Raw genomic sequence first — 13,920 nt, 5'->3', positions numbered from 1 at the left:
AAGGTATTTCGCTCGGCTGTGAGGTGCAGGTCGCTTGTCGTCGTTGATTCCCGGCTATCTCGGGTGGCCCTTGACCGTCTGGACGATGCTGTCGGTGCTCGGCCGCTTCTGGCTCTTCCGGGATACCGCCATCGACCAGATGCTCAATCAGCTGTTCGCCTGGTGTGCGGCGGCTCTGTTGCTGTACCGGCTTGCGGCCGCGTCCGACTTCTCCGCTCCGCTCTACGAATTGGCAGCGGGTGGCGCGGTGATGTCGACGAGTTGCCTCTACGCCATCGGCTGCCTGCGCCGCGGCGATATCGACTCCGCGACTCTGCGCCGGCGGCAGCGCCGATCCGTCTGTATCGGTCTGCTTTCGACCGCCGCGATCGTGATCGCTGGCACGGCGGCGCGCAGCGCGGGACGACCGGTGGACCTGGGCCGCACCTGGGACGGGCTGGTGATCACGGCCGCGATCGGCGTGCCGATCACCGTCAACACGGTGGTCTTCGCCCGTATGGTGTTGCGCGAGTCCAGCCTCGGCGACCTCACCGCAGGGGAACGGGTCATCGGCTCGAGCATGGTGGCGAGCATGGCGTTCGTCTGGGTTACCCAGTTGCTGTCCATCCTCCAATTGCTTACCGGCCGACCTCAACTGGGCCCGCACCTGCCGCGTGCCGAGCTGGCTTTCACGGTCGCCGTCGTCGTCAACAGCATCGCGCCCACGCTGCCGCTGGCGATGGCCGTGCTGCGCGCGGCGCGCCTGGATCGCGAGGGACGGGCCTGCCGTCGCCTCGAACCGCTCTGGCGAGATCTCACCGCCGCCGTTCCAGAGATCGTGAAACCGGCCGGCCGCCCCACGCGGCCGCCCGATCCCGTCATCCGGCTATTGCGGATGACCGTCGAAATCCGGGACGCCCTCATACATCTCGCACCGTATCTGCCTGCCGGGCCCGCACCGCTGACCGAGAGGAGCGAGGAGTTCGCGCGACGGGTCGCCGCCGCGGCAGCCACACGCCGAGCGGGTGCTGCTCCGATCTATGCCTTCTCCGCGGCTCAATTGCCCCGGGGTGCGGGCGATTTCGAGTCCGACCTCAGCAGGTTGCTCGATCTGGCCAGGGTGTGGCCCGCAGGGGCCACTGTGCGCGGCCACCGGTCAGGAAGGCGGCGTTCACGCGCTAGGACCGGTTGATGGTTGCGGTGGGTGATTCGAGGCCGCGTGGTGTCACCAGCGTGACCGGTCAGCGGGTGCTACCGCGCTCGGGTCAGTGGCTCTTCTTGAAGGGCAGCGCCTGCACGATCAGTACCACAATGGTGCCGACAACAAAGCCGATGACCGCCGAAGCGGCTGTGTTCGTCAGCCATGCCAGCAGTCCGCCGACACCTTGAACGGCATCGCGGACAGCCTCCTCGGCGTGGTGCACCAGTTCGTAGGGTGCGTGCCAGCCGAGAGTGTCGGTGCCCGTGAGCAGGATGTGCCCGCCGACCCAGAGCATTGCGACCGTGCCGATGATCGACAGCGCAGTCAACAGTTTGGGCATTCCCGTCACCAGTCCCCGGCCGATAGCCTGCGCTGCCCTCGAGGAGCGCTGGGCCATCGCCAGCCCGACATCGTCCATCTTCACGATGACGCCGACGACGCCATACACCGCGGCGGTGATGACCAGGGCGACGACGACGAGGATGATCAGGCGCGGGAAGAACGACTGGTCGGCGACCTCGTTGAGGGCGATCACCATGATCTCGGCGGACAAGATGAAATCGGTGCGGATCGCGCCCGCGGTCATCGCCTTCTCATCGACGGCCACGCCGGACTCGGGACCGTGGCTCTCATGATGCAGGAACCGGCTCAGCACCTTTTCGGCGCCTTCGAAACACAGGTAGGCGGCGCCGATCATCAAAATCGGGGTCAGCAGCCACGGCGCGAACTGGCTGAGAACCAGAGCCGCCGGAAGGATGAAGAGCAGCTTGTTGCGCAGCGATCCGATGGCGATCCGCTTGATCATCGGAAGCTCACGGTCGGCGGTGATGCCGTGCACGTACTGCGGTGTCACGGCGGTGTCATCGATCACCACACCGGCGGCCTTGGCGGCTGCCCGACCAGTGGCTGCTCCGATGTCGTCGATGGAGGCAGCCGCGAGGCGGGCCAGTACGGCCACGTCGTCGAGGAGTCCGAACAGTCCTGCGCTCATGCCTGGCAGGATACGGCGTGTCACCAGTCAGCACGAAGTGGTCCAGGCTTCTGGGCTGCCAAGCCCGACTCGAATCGCCATGATGTCGTCCCCGGTAGGAGTTCGCCAACGCCGACACGACCATGCCAGGCGAACAAGGAGTGACCAGGCGGTGAAAGCCTGTCGTCATCACCCCGTCCGGTCGGAATGTCCCTGGTCGCAGGCAGCGGACGCCGAACGTGCGCCGCTGAAGTCCATTAGGCTGCGGGCTGATGATGGATTCAGGCGTCGGGTCGCGGGATGTGGGCGGGTTCGAGCTCGAGATCGGTCAGCTGCGGTCAGCTGCCGAGGCGGCGGGATCTGCCGCAGGTCAGGCCGGCGCGTTGGACCCGGGCACCGGCTTGGACGCGATCGCGGCGGCATTGCCCGGTGGGGATGCGGCAAGGAGCGGCCGCACCCTGGCGTTGACGTTCAATGAGCGCGCGAAAGGGTGGGCAGGCGAGGTCGGTTATTGGAGTGCGGCGGTCGCCTCGGCCGCGGAGTTGTACTCCGACAACGAGGATCTCGCGGTAAAGGCTTTCGGGGGATGACTATCGGCTACCACGACGTCCGCGCCTGGGACGCCGAGGAGCTCGATACGGTGGCCGTCAACCTGGCTGGGCGGCGAGACAAACTCATCAGGCTGCAGGACGAACTCGACGACGCCAAGACATTACCCGCCTGGCGCGGCACTGCGAGCGAGCGCGTTCGCAGTTCGCTGGGAAATACGCGCAACAATGCCGAAATTCTGGTCGCGGAGCTGTCCGCCGTCGAATACGCCTTGCAAAGCGCGTCGGACGACGTGTCCGCCCTGAAACGCCGGGTCGCCGACAACGACTATCTCGCAGGCACTTACCAATTCACAATCGCCGCCGACGGCGCGATCGTGGACGACAAGCCCGCCGATCCGCTACCGATGTCTCTGCTCGAGTCCGAGCAGCGCGCCGTGGCCGACCGGCACCGCGCATCGATCAGGAAGCAGCTGGAACAGGAGACCAAGGCGATACTCGATACGGCGCGCGGTATCGATGCCGCTCTCGCCCGGGTGATGCAACTCGCGCTGGACCGTAAAATCAGAGACCACGGGGCGACCACCCTGGCAGATGCCAGCAAGGCCGGAAAGATCGACGCTCGAATGGTCGAGATGGAGCAGGCTTTGCGCGACGCCGGGCTGCTGACCGGGCCATCCGCGTCCGGCTACTACCGGCAGTGGCTCGAGAACGCTGTGCGCCGGCGCGTGTCGATCGACACCATCGTCAAGATCGCCGCCGAACACCGCATCACGCCCGAGGACTTCGAAATCCTCGACGGAATGAAAGAGATTCGCGAAGACGAGGACGGCGACGGGATCTTCAAGTCGTATTTCCTGCTGCCGACCGACATCAGCGCGGACGACGCCACAAAGGCGGTGCGGATGACCTACCTCCTGAACGCGGGCACCGATTACGGCACAGAAGGCGAAACGACCGACTTCGGGCCGGTTCCGTACGGATCTGGCGCACTGTGGCGAATCGCCGACCGGCAACGCCAGAACTCCTGGAGCTACCACAAAGACGTGGGATTTGTGCACGACAACGGTGGGCGGATAGTGACCACCCCGAACGGCATAATGATGGGCTTGGGTGGGAATGTCGTCCAGGATCAGTTCAGCCAAGGCGGCGGAACCACCTGGGGCGACATGTTCATGCTGGACATCGATAACCCGAAAGACCCGGCGCCGCAGCTTCGAGAGGTGGCGAAGTCGGGACAGGTGTGGGGCGAGGGTGCCGACGGCCCGTTCCGCGGTGAACTCGACATGGACCGACTGCTGCACCACGAGGAGCGTCACTCCCGCCAATGGGCGCACGAAGGCGGCACCGCCTTCCTGGCCTCCTATCTGTGGGAGCGGGTTACCGGCGGCAACGAGACCGAGGAAGACGCGGGACTATCCGACGGCGGATACCGCTAGATCTTGCACAGCGCCACCGGACTGTCCTTCGATCCGCACGGCTCCGGACGGTTCGCAGAATCCAGTTGACGGCGGGCCGTATCCTCACACCCACGCGGATCAGTCCCCGGAGGCCGCACTGAAAGATGGCGCGCCGGGTGGAGGCGCAGACGGTCCGCCGAGTGTGGGCACCATTCAATTACCTGTCCTCACAAAGGATTTCGGCTGAAAACGGTTGAAACACATCGGATCGTGGTGCCGATTAGACAATTGCACTTTGCGGCGGCCTACCGAGGAGATGGGCATGATCGACGGAACGGCAATTGCCGAATATCTGACCGCAGCGCTGGGGGGAGCCGGTGACAGGTTGATGAACCGATCGCTGGATCAGGGGTTGAGCGCCCTCTCCGCGTCGGTGACCCGCAGGCTCGGACAGGGGCCGTTGGACGACCTCGGTGCGAACCCGGACAGCATCCGGACACGGGAACGGGTCGCGACGGCGATAGAGGAAGCGGCGGCAACCGACCCCGATTTCGAACGTGAATTGGCCGATCTGCGAGCGCGAATCGACCGGGCGGGGGGTGAGAAGATCGTCGCTCGATTCGGTCGGGACGGCCGAATCGTGGTGCGCGGCGACGGCAATGGTCACACCGCAGGAGGCAACGTCTGGGCCTATGACTACTACGCCCCGCAACCGGACGACATCTCGGGGGCCCCGACCTGGACGAAGGGCTGCCTGTGGATCGGCGGCGCGATCGCCGCCTTCGGCTGGGCGATGATGCTGATCATGCTGAGCCAGCAGGGTGCTCAAAGCGTCCCCGGTCCTGGATTCGCGATCTTCGCCATCGGCGGTTTGATCATGGCCGCGGGCGAACTCGGCGCCCGGACCTCGACACCCCGCCGGCGGCGATGATGGTCGGCAATCCGGACGTTTCCCGGCGCATAGTGCTGCGCGGCGCGGCAGTTGCCGCCTTGACCGCTGTCGCAGGGCCGATATTGATCGGGAACGCCGCCCCCGCGTCGGCTACCCAGCGGTTGTGGAAATTGTGTGGGCGTTGCCGGGGGCTTTGGTTCTCGGGCAACAACACTCGTGGCGGTTGCCCGGCCGGCGACATCCTCGACGGCGGTCATCACGACGATGGCAGCGGCTACGACTACATCCTCAAAGAAGACCCCGATGGCGGTCAGGGCCAGTCCGGTTGGCGCTGGTGTGAACGATGCCAGGGTCTGTGGTTCCAAGGAATCAACCAGGTTGGAGTGCGGAGCGTGTGCCCCTCCCCACAGTTCAGCGGCCTGCCCGATCATGTTCCCTTCGGATCAGGCTTCTACAGGTTGGAGGACGTGACCCACCGCGACGGGCCGGGGGGCGACGACAAGTGGCGGTGGTGCCGCAAATGCTCCGGCCTGTTCAACGTCGGCGACGACGCCGGCGGCGCGGGTAGATGCCCGGCCGACCGCCAGCGCCACGACATCATCGGCAGCGGCCGCTACGTTCTCCGCATCTCCACGTCGACCCGATTGCCCTCGCCGCCTTACTGATTCGTGCAACCAACGCTCGGAGCATGATCAGACGCGTCCGATCATGCTCGGCCGGCGAATCTTGCCCTGCGCGTTCGGTGTGGGGCCAGGCTCTGCGGGCTGCACGGGTCGCCGGAACGCCTGACTGAACCGCCTTGGCAACGGCAGCGAAAATCGCCAACGAGCAATGCGGCAGCAATGCCGATGAAACAGGTCAGCAACGTGATCATGATGAGGTTGCTTCCGTTACCGACAGCCAATCATGGCGCACAGCAACGGCTCTCACGCAGTGCGCAGTGTGCCGCATGTGAGTAGTGCCGATTCATGGACCGAGACCGCTCTGGAAGTAGGTTGCCAAAAAGATGCTGATGCATGTGTACTTATCCGTCGCACATGACGAATGCCGGGCTGCTCCCACCGACGGAGCAGAGGCACGTTGATGTTCCACTCCTGTTGCACCCCAGTCGATATCGCTCACCTACTGCGCCGACGCTACGGGCTCCCGGTCGAACTGGCCGACAGTCGACCCATGCTGAGATGCGGACAGCAGGTAGGCGCGATCGATATGCCCGCCGCGCTCGGCCGCCGGGTCCGCACCCTGCTGCCCGACGAACCATCGGTTCCGATCGTGAGTAATTCCCGCGAGAGGCATTGGACTTTCTTGGTCGAGATGCCGCGCCCACCGGTACCCGTTTCGCGCTGTCGGCAGCGTCGGCTGGCGCAACACAATGTCGTGCCACGCGCGAGCGGCCGGATGGTGCTGTTGCCAGTCACCTTCGCGGGGCCAGGTTCCTGCTGGGCATCCGAACCTACACCCGGCCCACTACGGCTACCCGAGCAGGCAGTTGTCTTCAGTGCCACACTCCGGGCAATCGCCATCGCCGCCAGCGAAGACCCTTGACCTGTATCTATTTCAACGATTCGGTGGCTCGGCAAACTCGGTCACGGCTCCCCATCGAGTTTTCTCGATCGTGCCCGGGGCACATGTGACCCGGGCCATTCGGTGGTGGCCCTGGTCCATGCGGCGCCGACAGGTTCATCCACCGCCTTTCCTGGTGACTGCCCATATCGCGGCGGCCGTCAACACCACAGCGCCCACGCCTACGAGGGTGGCGATATGCATTCCGTCGACGAATGCGCTGCGAGCAGAACTGATTACCGTTTCGTCGCCCTTGGCGGCATCAATCGTTTCCGACAACGTCGGTGCGAAATCTCCGCCCCCGCGGAATACCGCCGCGGCCAATGATCCGAGTAGAGATATGCCGACGCCGCTGCCCAACTCCAGGCTTGTCTCCGAGATGCCCGCCGCCGCACCGGCCTCGTCGATCGGTACCGCCGACACCGCGGCCTCCGAGGCGAAGGAGAACAGGACGCCGTACCCCAAGCCCGCAATGGTCGAGCCGACCGTGAACGGGAGGGTTCCGGCTACGGCGCTGGTTCCGAGGAGAATCAGATTTCCGGCCGCGGCGGCACCCAGGGCGAGCAGGATCGTGCGTGTGGTGCCCAATCGTGTCCCGATGCGAACACCGGTTACCGCGGAGCCGAACACCGCTATCGCCATGGGAACGCCGAGCATGGCGGCTCCGAGTACGTCGTAGCCGAGTACCGATTGCCGATAGGCGCACGTGAGGTAGCTCAGCCCTGCCCAGGAAAGCGCCGCGACGGACGCTGCCGCGACCGCCATGGTGAACGCGCGCCGCCGGAACAGTGACAGATCCAAGAGTGGCTCGGGCAGCCAACGTTGCCGCCGGACGAACCACAACAGCACCGCCGTGCCCACGACGGCGGCGCCCACGGTCGGAGCGTCGAGGCCTTCCACCGCGGCGCGCTTGAGCGCGAATACCAAGGGAAGCACCGCCGCCAGGAACAGGCCGACGCTGAGTAGGTCGAGGGGGCCGGCGTCGGGCTCGCGGTAATCGGGCAGCAGAAACGGGGCGGCTACCAGTACAGCCAGCGCGACCGGCACATTGATCAGGAACAAAGACCCCCACCAGAATTCGTACAGCAACGTGCCCCCGATTACCGGACCCATCGCGGCGCCGCCTGCGAAGAATGCCGTCCAGATGCCCACCGCGGTCCGGCGAGAGCGGCCGGCCGGGAACAAGTTCGAGATCAAGGCAAGGCTCGCCGGCAACAGCATCGCACTTCCGGCTCCGAGTAATGCGCGCGCGGCGATCAAGGTGCCGACGTTCGGCGCGCAGGCTGCCAGCACGGAAGCCAGGCCGAAGACGGCCGCGCCCGCCAGCAGAATCTTGCGACGTCCGAACCGGTCGCCGATGTTTCCCATCGTCACCAATAGTCCGGCGAGGCTGAACCCGTAGATGTCGATGATCCACATCTCCGCGGTTGCCGAGGGATGCAGGGCGCTGGAAACGTCTGGCATCCCGAGATATAACACCGACATATCCATGGCGACCAGCAGTACCGGAACTATCAGCACAGCCAGGCCGAGCCAGGCGCGAAATGGAGCTGCATCGCTGTTCGACGAGAAATCCACAAGACTACGTCCTTTCGAATCGCTGATTGTCAGGGGTGATTCGCGGTGCAGAGTGCACCGCGGTTGCCGATTCGGAATTCGTTGCGGCACAAGGTAAGTCAGCCTGCGTCCACTGTTCGGCTCCGTTGCTCCGCCATCGGAAGATGCCGCGAACGGGCAGCTTCAGCGTGCACCCTCGGGATGGGCCTGAACGTACTCGACGACGCCCTCCACACTCGTGAGTCGCTCGCCGACATGGTCGGGAATGTAGACGCCGAGCGCCTCCTCTACCTCGCAGAGAAAGGCGGCTATGTCGTATTGATCCATGTCCAGCGCGGCAAATTCACCCATTTCGGGCTGATCGCCGACAAATCGGGCAAGGACATCGAGGATGCGTTCTCGGATCTCGGTGCTATCGCGAGATTCGAGGGCCCGGTTCGACGGATCGTGGACTACATCCCTGGATGCTTCAGCCGCGGCAGCCGGGTCGGCTATCAGCGGGAGCATCGCGCCGGCGGTGCCGGTGTCGGACAGTGCGATGCCCGCCGCGACGGCAGCGGCGGTGCGCAAAATGTGACGGATGAACATGATGGTCAACTCGATTTCGACGTGGATGTGTATCGAGGGTTTGCCGGAATTCTGGAGGCGAGCTGTCCCGCGGGTGATGGTCGAGCGAACCCGAGGCGGGCGGCGGTTAGTTCGCCTGTGGGCGACGGTCCGTGGACCGGTGCGACGACCAGGCCCAGAGCGCCGCGGCGGCGGATGGTGCCAGAGTGAGAACAGCGCCGAGAGCGGCTAGTACGGCCAGCAGCATCTTGACTCCCTTTCTCCGGGGCTTTCCGCTATGGGCTGTGGCGATTCCGGTCCCCACTATTCCCGCAGCGGACGCCTCGAATCAACCCGAAAATGGAATATAGAATTTCAATTCTGCAACGTCGCGACCTGAAATGCCATATGTGGCAGGCACTTCGAGTGGCACAGATTACAAATATTCACTTTTGTGGCCGTATTGGATGTTGCGTGAATGGGGCATTTACGGCCTCCTGGGATGAACTGTTCATATGCGGCGCCCTGTACGACGGTTCGGCGAGTCGAGGTCGTCGCCCCCGCGCCTCTGCATAGGATGTCTTGCACAATGACACACTTACGGGACACACTCGGGGGTGTGGGCTTCCGGGATTGGAAACAGGCCGTTTCGCACGGCGACAGTGATCGCGCTATCGCCGCACGCATGGGAACCAACCAGATGCGTGTGGCGCGCCACCTCAGTGACACTCCGGTCGCGGAGACCGTTGTCGCGTTCAGCCGCACCTATGGGGTGAGTCCGGTAGAGGGGTTGATCGCGGCCGGGGTCCTCACTCGAGCCGAGGTCCAGCGCGCGTCGGTGCGTGAGGCTCTCCAAGAGGCCACCGGAGCCGAACTCGCCGAGGAAGTCCGCCGCCGCCTCGCCCCCGACGCGCCCCCGTCCACTCCGACCCGGACCCGCCGCGAGCGGCTCAGCAAAGGACTACGCGAGGAATGACCGACGCCCTGTTCGGGATCGTGGTCGCGATTACGGCTCTGGCGGCACTCGCCAGGCTTTCCCTCTGGCGCGCCGCGCCCCAGACACGGTTACTCACCGCGGTACTCGCTCTGCTGGCGGCATCCGCCGCCTTCGTGCACCCCGGTCTCAGCGATAACCTCGACGCCTACTTCGACGACCCGGGTTGGTCCGGGATGGGGTACGACGTGCTGCTGCTGACCGCGGTCTGTCTGGAATGCGCGTACATCGCCCACATTTGGGGCTTCACGCGCCTGGCCAAGATCGCTCAACTTGCCGCCCCGGTCCTCGCGGCGCTGCTTGCGATCACCTACGCCCTTGCCGAGCACAGCGGCCAGCACCGCCACTACATCGGCGAAGGACTCAGTCGCACCGCGACCGTGCACGGATTGATCGTCTCGGGCGCACTGCTACTCGCGAACGTCGTCATGGGCGCCACTGTGCTCTCCGCTCGGCCCTGGACCCGCACCCAAGTGTGGTTCGGTGTGTCCGCCCTGGCGGGTCTGACCGTCGCGCTCCTGCGCATCAGCGCGACCGTTGATCCCGGTCGCTTCGCCGATGCGTTCTGGAACCTTCGGTATCCCCTGGAGAGCATCGTCTTGCTGGCGGTCTCCGCTGCCGGGATCGATAACCTGATCCGGAAATGGCGATCCCGGTCAGCCGCGAATGGGTGATTCTCATCGGCGTGGCCAGGCGGATCGCTCACGCCGTCGCCGATGTCGTACTGGCGTCCTCGTTCGGAAATCCTTGCCGCGCCGGTGATTTGATGTGCGATATTGTTCCTGCGAATGGCTGAACCTGTACTGCCTCGCATCCGTGGCAACTTGCAACGAATGCGCCGCCCTCTGTGATGACCACCGGGCCCGCGTGTGTCATTTCCGCGTGGTGCGAGACCCCGGCCCGCGACTTCGAACCAGGGTCTGCGCGTAAGGGTGCGCCACTGGGCTCAGAGCTGCGGAACGGTGTCGCCGCTGTCCCAAGATTGAACGACGTCGTCGAAACCCATGGCGTCGCTGGACTGCGCGGCGTCGTCGAGCTGCACAGCGTCGCTGGACTGCACGGCGTCGCCGCTGTCGCGGGACTGCTGAGTACCGTCGCCGCAGTGGCCGCCGTTGTCGGCGTTGGCCGCACCCGCCGCGGCCGCGGCACCGATGCCGGCACCGATCGCGGCACCGGCCGCAGCACCCAGGCCCACGGGGATGGCTTCACCAGCGGCGAAGCCCAGCGCACCACCGGCCAAACCACCGCCGACCGCGCCGACCGCCAAGCCCGCCAAGCCGCCGGCGCCAACGCCGAGCCCGAAACCACCCAAGACAACCGCCGGAGCCGCGCCGGCTACCACCGGAACGAGATCAGGGGCCACCAGCGCGGTTCCCATAACGGCTGTCGTCGCCACCGCGCCGCCGGCCGCCGCGCCGAGAGCGCCGCCGGCCACCGCACCGGCAATCGTGCCCGCCGTCCCACCGACGACCGCGCCGAGCGGGGCGCCGATCACCGCGCCGGCCACACCGGCGGGCAGGCCGATGACTCCACCCGTGATAGCACCCGCCACCGCACCGTCCCGTGCGCCGTTCGCGGCGCCCTGCAACACCGGATCGACCGGCGGGGCATCGTGATCGTCGACGGCAGCCGTGCCGGGATTCTCTGTGCGGGCCGTAGGCGAAGCGGGGACAGGCGCCGCAAGGGTAGTCGGAGCCGATGCCGCTAGGGAGTTCGGAGCCGAGACCGCTAGAAAGTCCGGGACCGATGCCGCTAAGGAAGCCGGGACCGAGGCCGCGAGGGCTGGAGTCGAGGCCAGGGCACCTGGAGCCGATGCCGCAAGGGAAGCGGGAACGGACCCGGCCAGGGGAGCGGGGATCGGCGCGGCGAGGGAAGCCGGGACCGAGTTCGTGCTCGAAGCGGCGACGGGCGCTGGGGTCTCCATCCATTGAGCCTCGCCGACAGCGGCATTGGCGGCACCGGTGCCGGCGAGGGCTACCCCCGCAGCGGTGGGCAGAGCAACGCATGCAGCGCACAGAGCATTACGAATACGCATTGATCATTCCTCGAATCTTGTTGGGGGATGGTGCTTTCGATGCTCCCAACGTGAACCGTCCGAAGCTGCACCGGATACGTTTCATACTGTACGACTTCCGTTTCAGCTATGCCAACGAGTTGACTGCTTATCGCTGCAATTGCGCTACCGGAATCCGGACTTTCACACGACAAATCCCCCGCTCGCGAGGGTATTAATTGAAGATATGTGTAGTGAGCCACAACGGGAAGTCTTGGCTGCTGGTTGGCCTCGGTGACACGGATATGTGTTACTGACTGCGCGCTTCATCGCTGACATCGACCGCCCCCGCTCGGCACCGGCCAGCGGGAAGCTGGCCAGCATCGAGCCGACCATCACCACCCGCCCGGTCCGGCGCTCGCGCATGCCGGGTAGCACCGCGGCTTCGTTTGGTGTCGTCGGAGCGGGGCCTCGCAACCCGCGCCCTGCGGGACCTGCGCCGAGCGGGCGAGACCGGCCGCCTCGATATCAGCGACTATCCCGCCGCGCTTGCCTGCACGGCCGGTTCGCTGCTTGGTTGCCTGCAGCGTCTCGCCACCGATCCCGGTACCGACATCGACACCCTTGCCATCAACCTGCTGCGCATGTTCGGACTCGACCTCGAGGACGCCCGTGCGGTAGCCACGAAACCGCTGAAGATGTCGTCACTCCCGCATCACGCACCCACACCGTTCGACAGTCGATAGCAGGACGACGAGCAGGCTGTGCGTGGCCGAGCTTTGCGCACCTAGCGAGCCGGACCGAACCAGTCCGTCAGTGCGTCGGTGAGACCCGCCGGACCGGAGTCGGTGGCCCAGCCGACGTAGCCGTCCGGGCGCAGCAGGACCGCCGCCGGTGCGTCGATGACGCCGACGCCGGGGATTGTCCACTTGCCGGCGCCGAAGTCGGCGTCGACCAGGCCGACCCGGTCGGACCATCCGTCCTGCTTGACATTGTTTCCCTTGCCGGACAACAGGATCGGGCGTCCCGAGTGGAGCAGGCCGGTGACCCGGGTAGCCGCGCCGTCCGTGGTCAGATCGATATCGGGCATGCGACGCCCGGCCAGCACGTGGTCGGATTTCATGTCGTAGCGGATATCGAGCGCGGTGATCATCAGGCCGAGGCGCTGCCGGACCTCGTCGATATCCAGCAGGCCGGAAACGATGTCGCGCAAGGCGTTCGCGTGCGCACCGGGACGCGCCAATGCGGTCTGGGCGCGTGTGTTGTGCAGGACCCGGGCCGCGATCGGATGCCGCTCGGATTCGTAGGTGTCGAGGAGATCTTCCGGGGTGTCGCCCCGGAGAACGGCGGCGAGTTTCCAGCCGAGGTTCACCGCGTCCTGCACGCCCATGTTCAGGCCCTGTCCGCCCGCCGGGTAGTGGATATGGGCGGCGTCCCCGGCCAGCAGCACGCGGCCGCTGCGGTACCGGTCTGCCTGCCGTGCGGCATCGGCGAACTGCGAAACCCAACGGGGACTGTGCATTCCGAAGTCCGTACCCGCGATGTCGACGAAACAGTCACGGAAGGTTTCGAAGGTCGGCTTGGCGCCACGCTCCAGGAGGCGATCGTGGCGCTGCACGATGAGGCGGTACCAGTCGGGGCCGAACTGTAGGACCGAGTAGTCGCCCATGCCTCGGCGCTCGCTGAACACGGTGTCGGTGGGCGGGTCGGACAGCTCCACGTCGGCCAGCATGCAGGCCATGGTCGCCTCGGTGCCGGGGAAGCCGATGCCCGCGAGCCCGCGCACGGTGCTGCGTCCGCCGTCACAGCCGATCAGGTACGCGGCCCGGATAGCCGCCGCGCCGTCGATCTCGACGGTGATGCCCTCGCCGTCTTGGCGGAAGCCGGTGATCGGCGCGCCCCAACGCACCGGCGTACCCAGTTCCGTTGCGCGCCGGTCCAATTCGTCCTCGATCTCGGCCTGGACGACGGCCAATGTGTAGGGGTGCCGGGTCGGGAAGTCGCTGAAATCCATGCGCAGTCCGGCGAAATGACCGGCCTGGAGATAGCGGCCACGCGCTTCGAGGCGCGCCAGCAAGCCGCGCTGCTCGAAGAGTTCGATCGTGCGGGCGTGCATGCCGCCCGCGCGGGATTCGCCGGTTCGCTGCGGCAGTGCGTCGATCAGGGCCACCTCGATTCCGGCCAGTCGAAGTTCGCAGGCCAGCATGAGGCCGGTCGGCCCGGCGCCCGCGATCACTACCTCCGTGGTTTCCATGACAACCCCTAACTGTGTTCATA

At 65.9% G+C, this 13,920-nt stretch carries 13 protein-coding genes and 1 pseudogene; 8 read left to right on the top strand and 6 right to left on the bottom strand.

The window, feature by feature from the left end:
* Positions 1-34 precede the first annotated feature (34 nt).
* Positions 35-1,171, top strand: a complete 1,137-nt coding sequence (locus BJ987_RS29445) for an MAB_1171c family putative transporter (RefSeq protein ID WP_209896281.1) — start codon at positions 35-37, stop codon at positions 1,169-1,171.
* Between the two features lie 73 nt (positions 1,172-1,244).
* On the opposite strand, the gene BJ987_RS29440 is transcribed toward BJ987_RS29445, so the two are convergent.
* Complete coding sequence (locus BJ987_RS29440; RefSeq protein ID WP_209896279.1) at positions 1,245-2,171, bottom strand: DUF808 domain-containing protein; 927 nt, start codon at positions 2,169-2,171, stop codon at positions 1,245-1,247.
* A 251-nt stretch (positions 2,172-2,422) separates the two neighbouring features.
* Here BJ987_RS29440 and BJ987_RS29435 point away from each other — a divergent pair, with 251 nt between their 5' ends.
* The 4 genes from BJ987_RS29435 (at position 2,423) to BJ987_RS29420 (ending at position 5,655) form a co-directional block, all read left to right on the top strand.
* Positions 2,423-2,740 (top strand): hypothetical protein, encoded by a 318-nt coding sequence (locus tag BJ987_RS29435; protein ID WP_245366182.1) that lies wholly within the window; start codon positions 2,423-2,425, stop codon positions 2,738-2,740.
* Positions 2,737-4,137 carry a hypothetical protein gene (locus BJ987_RS29430; RefSeq protein ID WP_209896277.1) on the top strand — a complete coding sequence of 467 codons (1,401 nt, stop codon included), beginning with the start codon at positions 2,737-2,739 and terminating at the stop codon, positions 4,135-4,137. The genes BJ987_RS29435 and BJ987_RS29430 overlap by 4 nt, the downstream gene beginning before the upstream one ends.
* Before the next feature lie 283 nt (positions 4,138-4,420).
* On the top strand, positions 4,421-5,029 hold the full coding sequence (locus BJ987_RS29425) for a hypothetical protein (RefSeq protein ID WP_209896275.1): 609 nt from the start codon (positions 4,421-4,423) through the stop codon (positions 5,027-5,029).
* On the top strand, positions 5,029-5,655 hold the full coding sequence (locus tag BJ987_RS29420) for a hypothetical protein (protein ID WP_209896273.1): 627 nt from the start codon (positions 5,029-5,031) through the stop codon (positions 5,653-5,655). Before BJ987_RS29425 ends, BJ987_RS29420 begins: the two co-directional genes overlap by 1 nt.
* A 1,015-nt stretch (positions 5,656-6,670) precedes the next feature.
* On the opposite strand, the gene BJ987_RS29415 is transcribed toward BJ987_RS29420, so the two are convergent.
* Both BJ987_RS29415 and BJ987_RS29410 read right to left on the bottom strand, forming a co-directional pair.
* Positions 6,671-8,074, bottom strand: coding sequence for an MFS transporter (locus BJ987_RS29415; RefSeq protein ID WP_443677977.1), 1,404 nt, complete (start codon positions 8,072-8,074; stop codon positions 6,671-6,673).
* A 219-nt stretch (positions 8,075-8,293) separates the two neighbouring features.
* Positions 8,294-8,707: an acyl carrier protein gene (locus tag BJ987_RS29410; protein ID WP_209896270.1), complete on the bottom strand. Its 414-nt coding sequence runs from the start codon at positions 8,705-8,707 to the stop codon at positions 8,294-8,296.
* A 634-nt stretch (positions 8,708-9,341) separates the two neighbouring features.
* On the opposite strand from BJ987_RS29410, the gene BJ987_RS29405 reads away from it, so the two are divergent.
* Together BJ987_RS29405 and BJ987_RS29400 are read left to right on the top strand one after the other, a co-directional pair.
* Positions 9,342-9,632 carry a hypothetical protein gene (locus BJ987_RS29405; RefSeq protein WP_209896268.1) on the top strand — a complete coding sequence of 97 codons (291 nt, stop codon included), beginning with the start codon at positions 9,342-9,344 and terminating at the stop codon, positions 9,630-9,632.
* Entirely contained in the window at positions 9,629-10,324 is a 696-nt protein-coding gene (locus tag BJ987_RS29400; protein ID WP_209896266.1) for a hypothetical protein, read from the top strand. The genes BJ987_RS29405 and BJ987_RS29400 overlap by 4 nt, the downstream gene beginning before the upstream one ends.
* A 272-nt stretch (positions 10,325-10,596) precedes the next feature.
* Here BJ987_RS29400 and BJ987_RS29395 read toward each other — a convergent pair whose 3' ends face one another.
* On the bottom strand, positions 10,597-11,202 hold the full coding sequence (locus tag BJ987_RS29395) for a hypothetical protein (protein WP_209896264.1): 606 nt from the start codon (positions 11,200-11,202) through the stop codon (positions 10,597-10,599).
* A gap of 801 nt (positions 11,203-12,003) precedes the next feature.
* Positions 12,004-12,087: pseudogene (locus tag BJ987_RS37525) on the bottom strand (short-chain dehydrogenase/reductase); the annotation flags it as partial.
* An 8-nt stretch (positions 12,088-12,095) separates the two neighbouring features.
* Here BJ987_RS37525 and BJ987_RS29390 point away from each other — a divergent pair.
* Positions 12,096-12,389, top strand: a complete 294-nt coding sequence (locus BJ987_RS29390) for a hypothetical protein (RefSeq protein WP_209896262.1) — start codon at positions 12,096-12,098, stop codon at positions 12,387-12,389.
* Between the two features lie 41 nt (positions 12,390-12,430).
* Here BJ987_RS29390 and BJ987_RS29385 read toward each other — a convergent pair whose 3' ends face one another.
* A complete protein-coding gene (locus BJ987_RS29385) occupies positions 12,431-13,897 on the bottom strand; it encodes an FAD-dependent monooxygenase (protein WP_209896260.1) in 1,467 nt (488 codons plus the stop codon).
* Positions 13,898-13,920 lie beyond the last annotated feature (23 nt).

This window comes from Nocardia goodfellowii (assembly GCF_017875645.1).
GTDB lineage: Bacteria > Actinomycetota > Actinomycetes > Mycobacteriales > Mycobacteriaceae > Nocardia > Nocardia goodfellowii.
The sequence above is the reverse complement of the archived record's forward strand: the minus strand, read 5'-3'. Positions and strand labels throughout refer to the sequence as shown.

Bases quoted from the DNA above. Each gene is read 5' to 3' on its own strand.
- BJ987_RS29440 (WP_209896279.1), bottom strand. From the start codon at position 2,171: ATGAGCGCAGGACTGTTCGGACTCCTCGACGACGTGGCCGTACTGGCC.
- BJ987_RS29435 (WP_245366182.1), top strand. From the start codon at position 2,423: ATGATGGATTCAGGCGTCGGGTCGCGGGATGTGGGCGGGTTCGAGCTC.
- BJ987_RS29430 (WP_209896277.1), top strand. From the start codon at position 2,737: ATGACTATCGGCTACCACGACGTCCGCGCCTGGGACGCCGAGGAGCTC.
- BJ987_RS29425 (WP_209896275.1), top strand. From the start codon at position 4,421: ATGATCGACGGAACGGCAATTGCCGAATATCTGACCGCAGCGCTGGGG.
- BJ987_RS29420 (WP_209896273.1), top strand. From the start codon at position 5,029: ATGGTCGGCAATCCGGACGTTTCCCGGCGCATAGTGCTGCGCGGCGCG.
- BJ987_RS29405 (WP_209896268.1), top strand. From the start codon at position 9,342: ATGGGAACCAACCAGATGCGTGTGGCGCGCCACCTCAGTGACACTCCG.
- BJ987_RS29400 (WP_209896266.1), top strand. From the start codon at position 9,629: ATGACCGACGCCCTGTTCGGGATCGTGGTCGCGATTACGGCTCTGGCG.
- BJ987_RS29385 (WP_209896260.1), bottom strand. From the start codon at position 13,897: ATGGAAACCACGGAGGTAGTGATCGCGGGCGCCGGGCCGACCGGCCTC.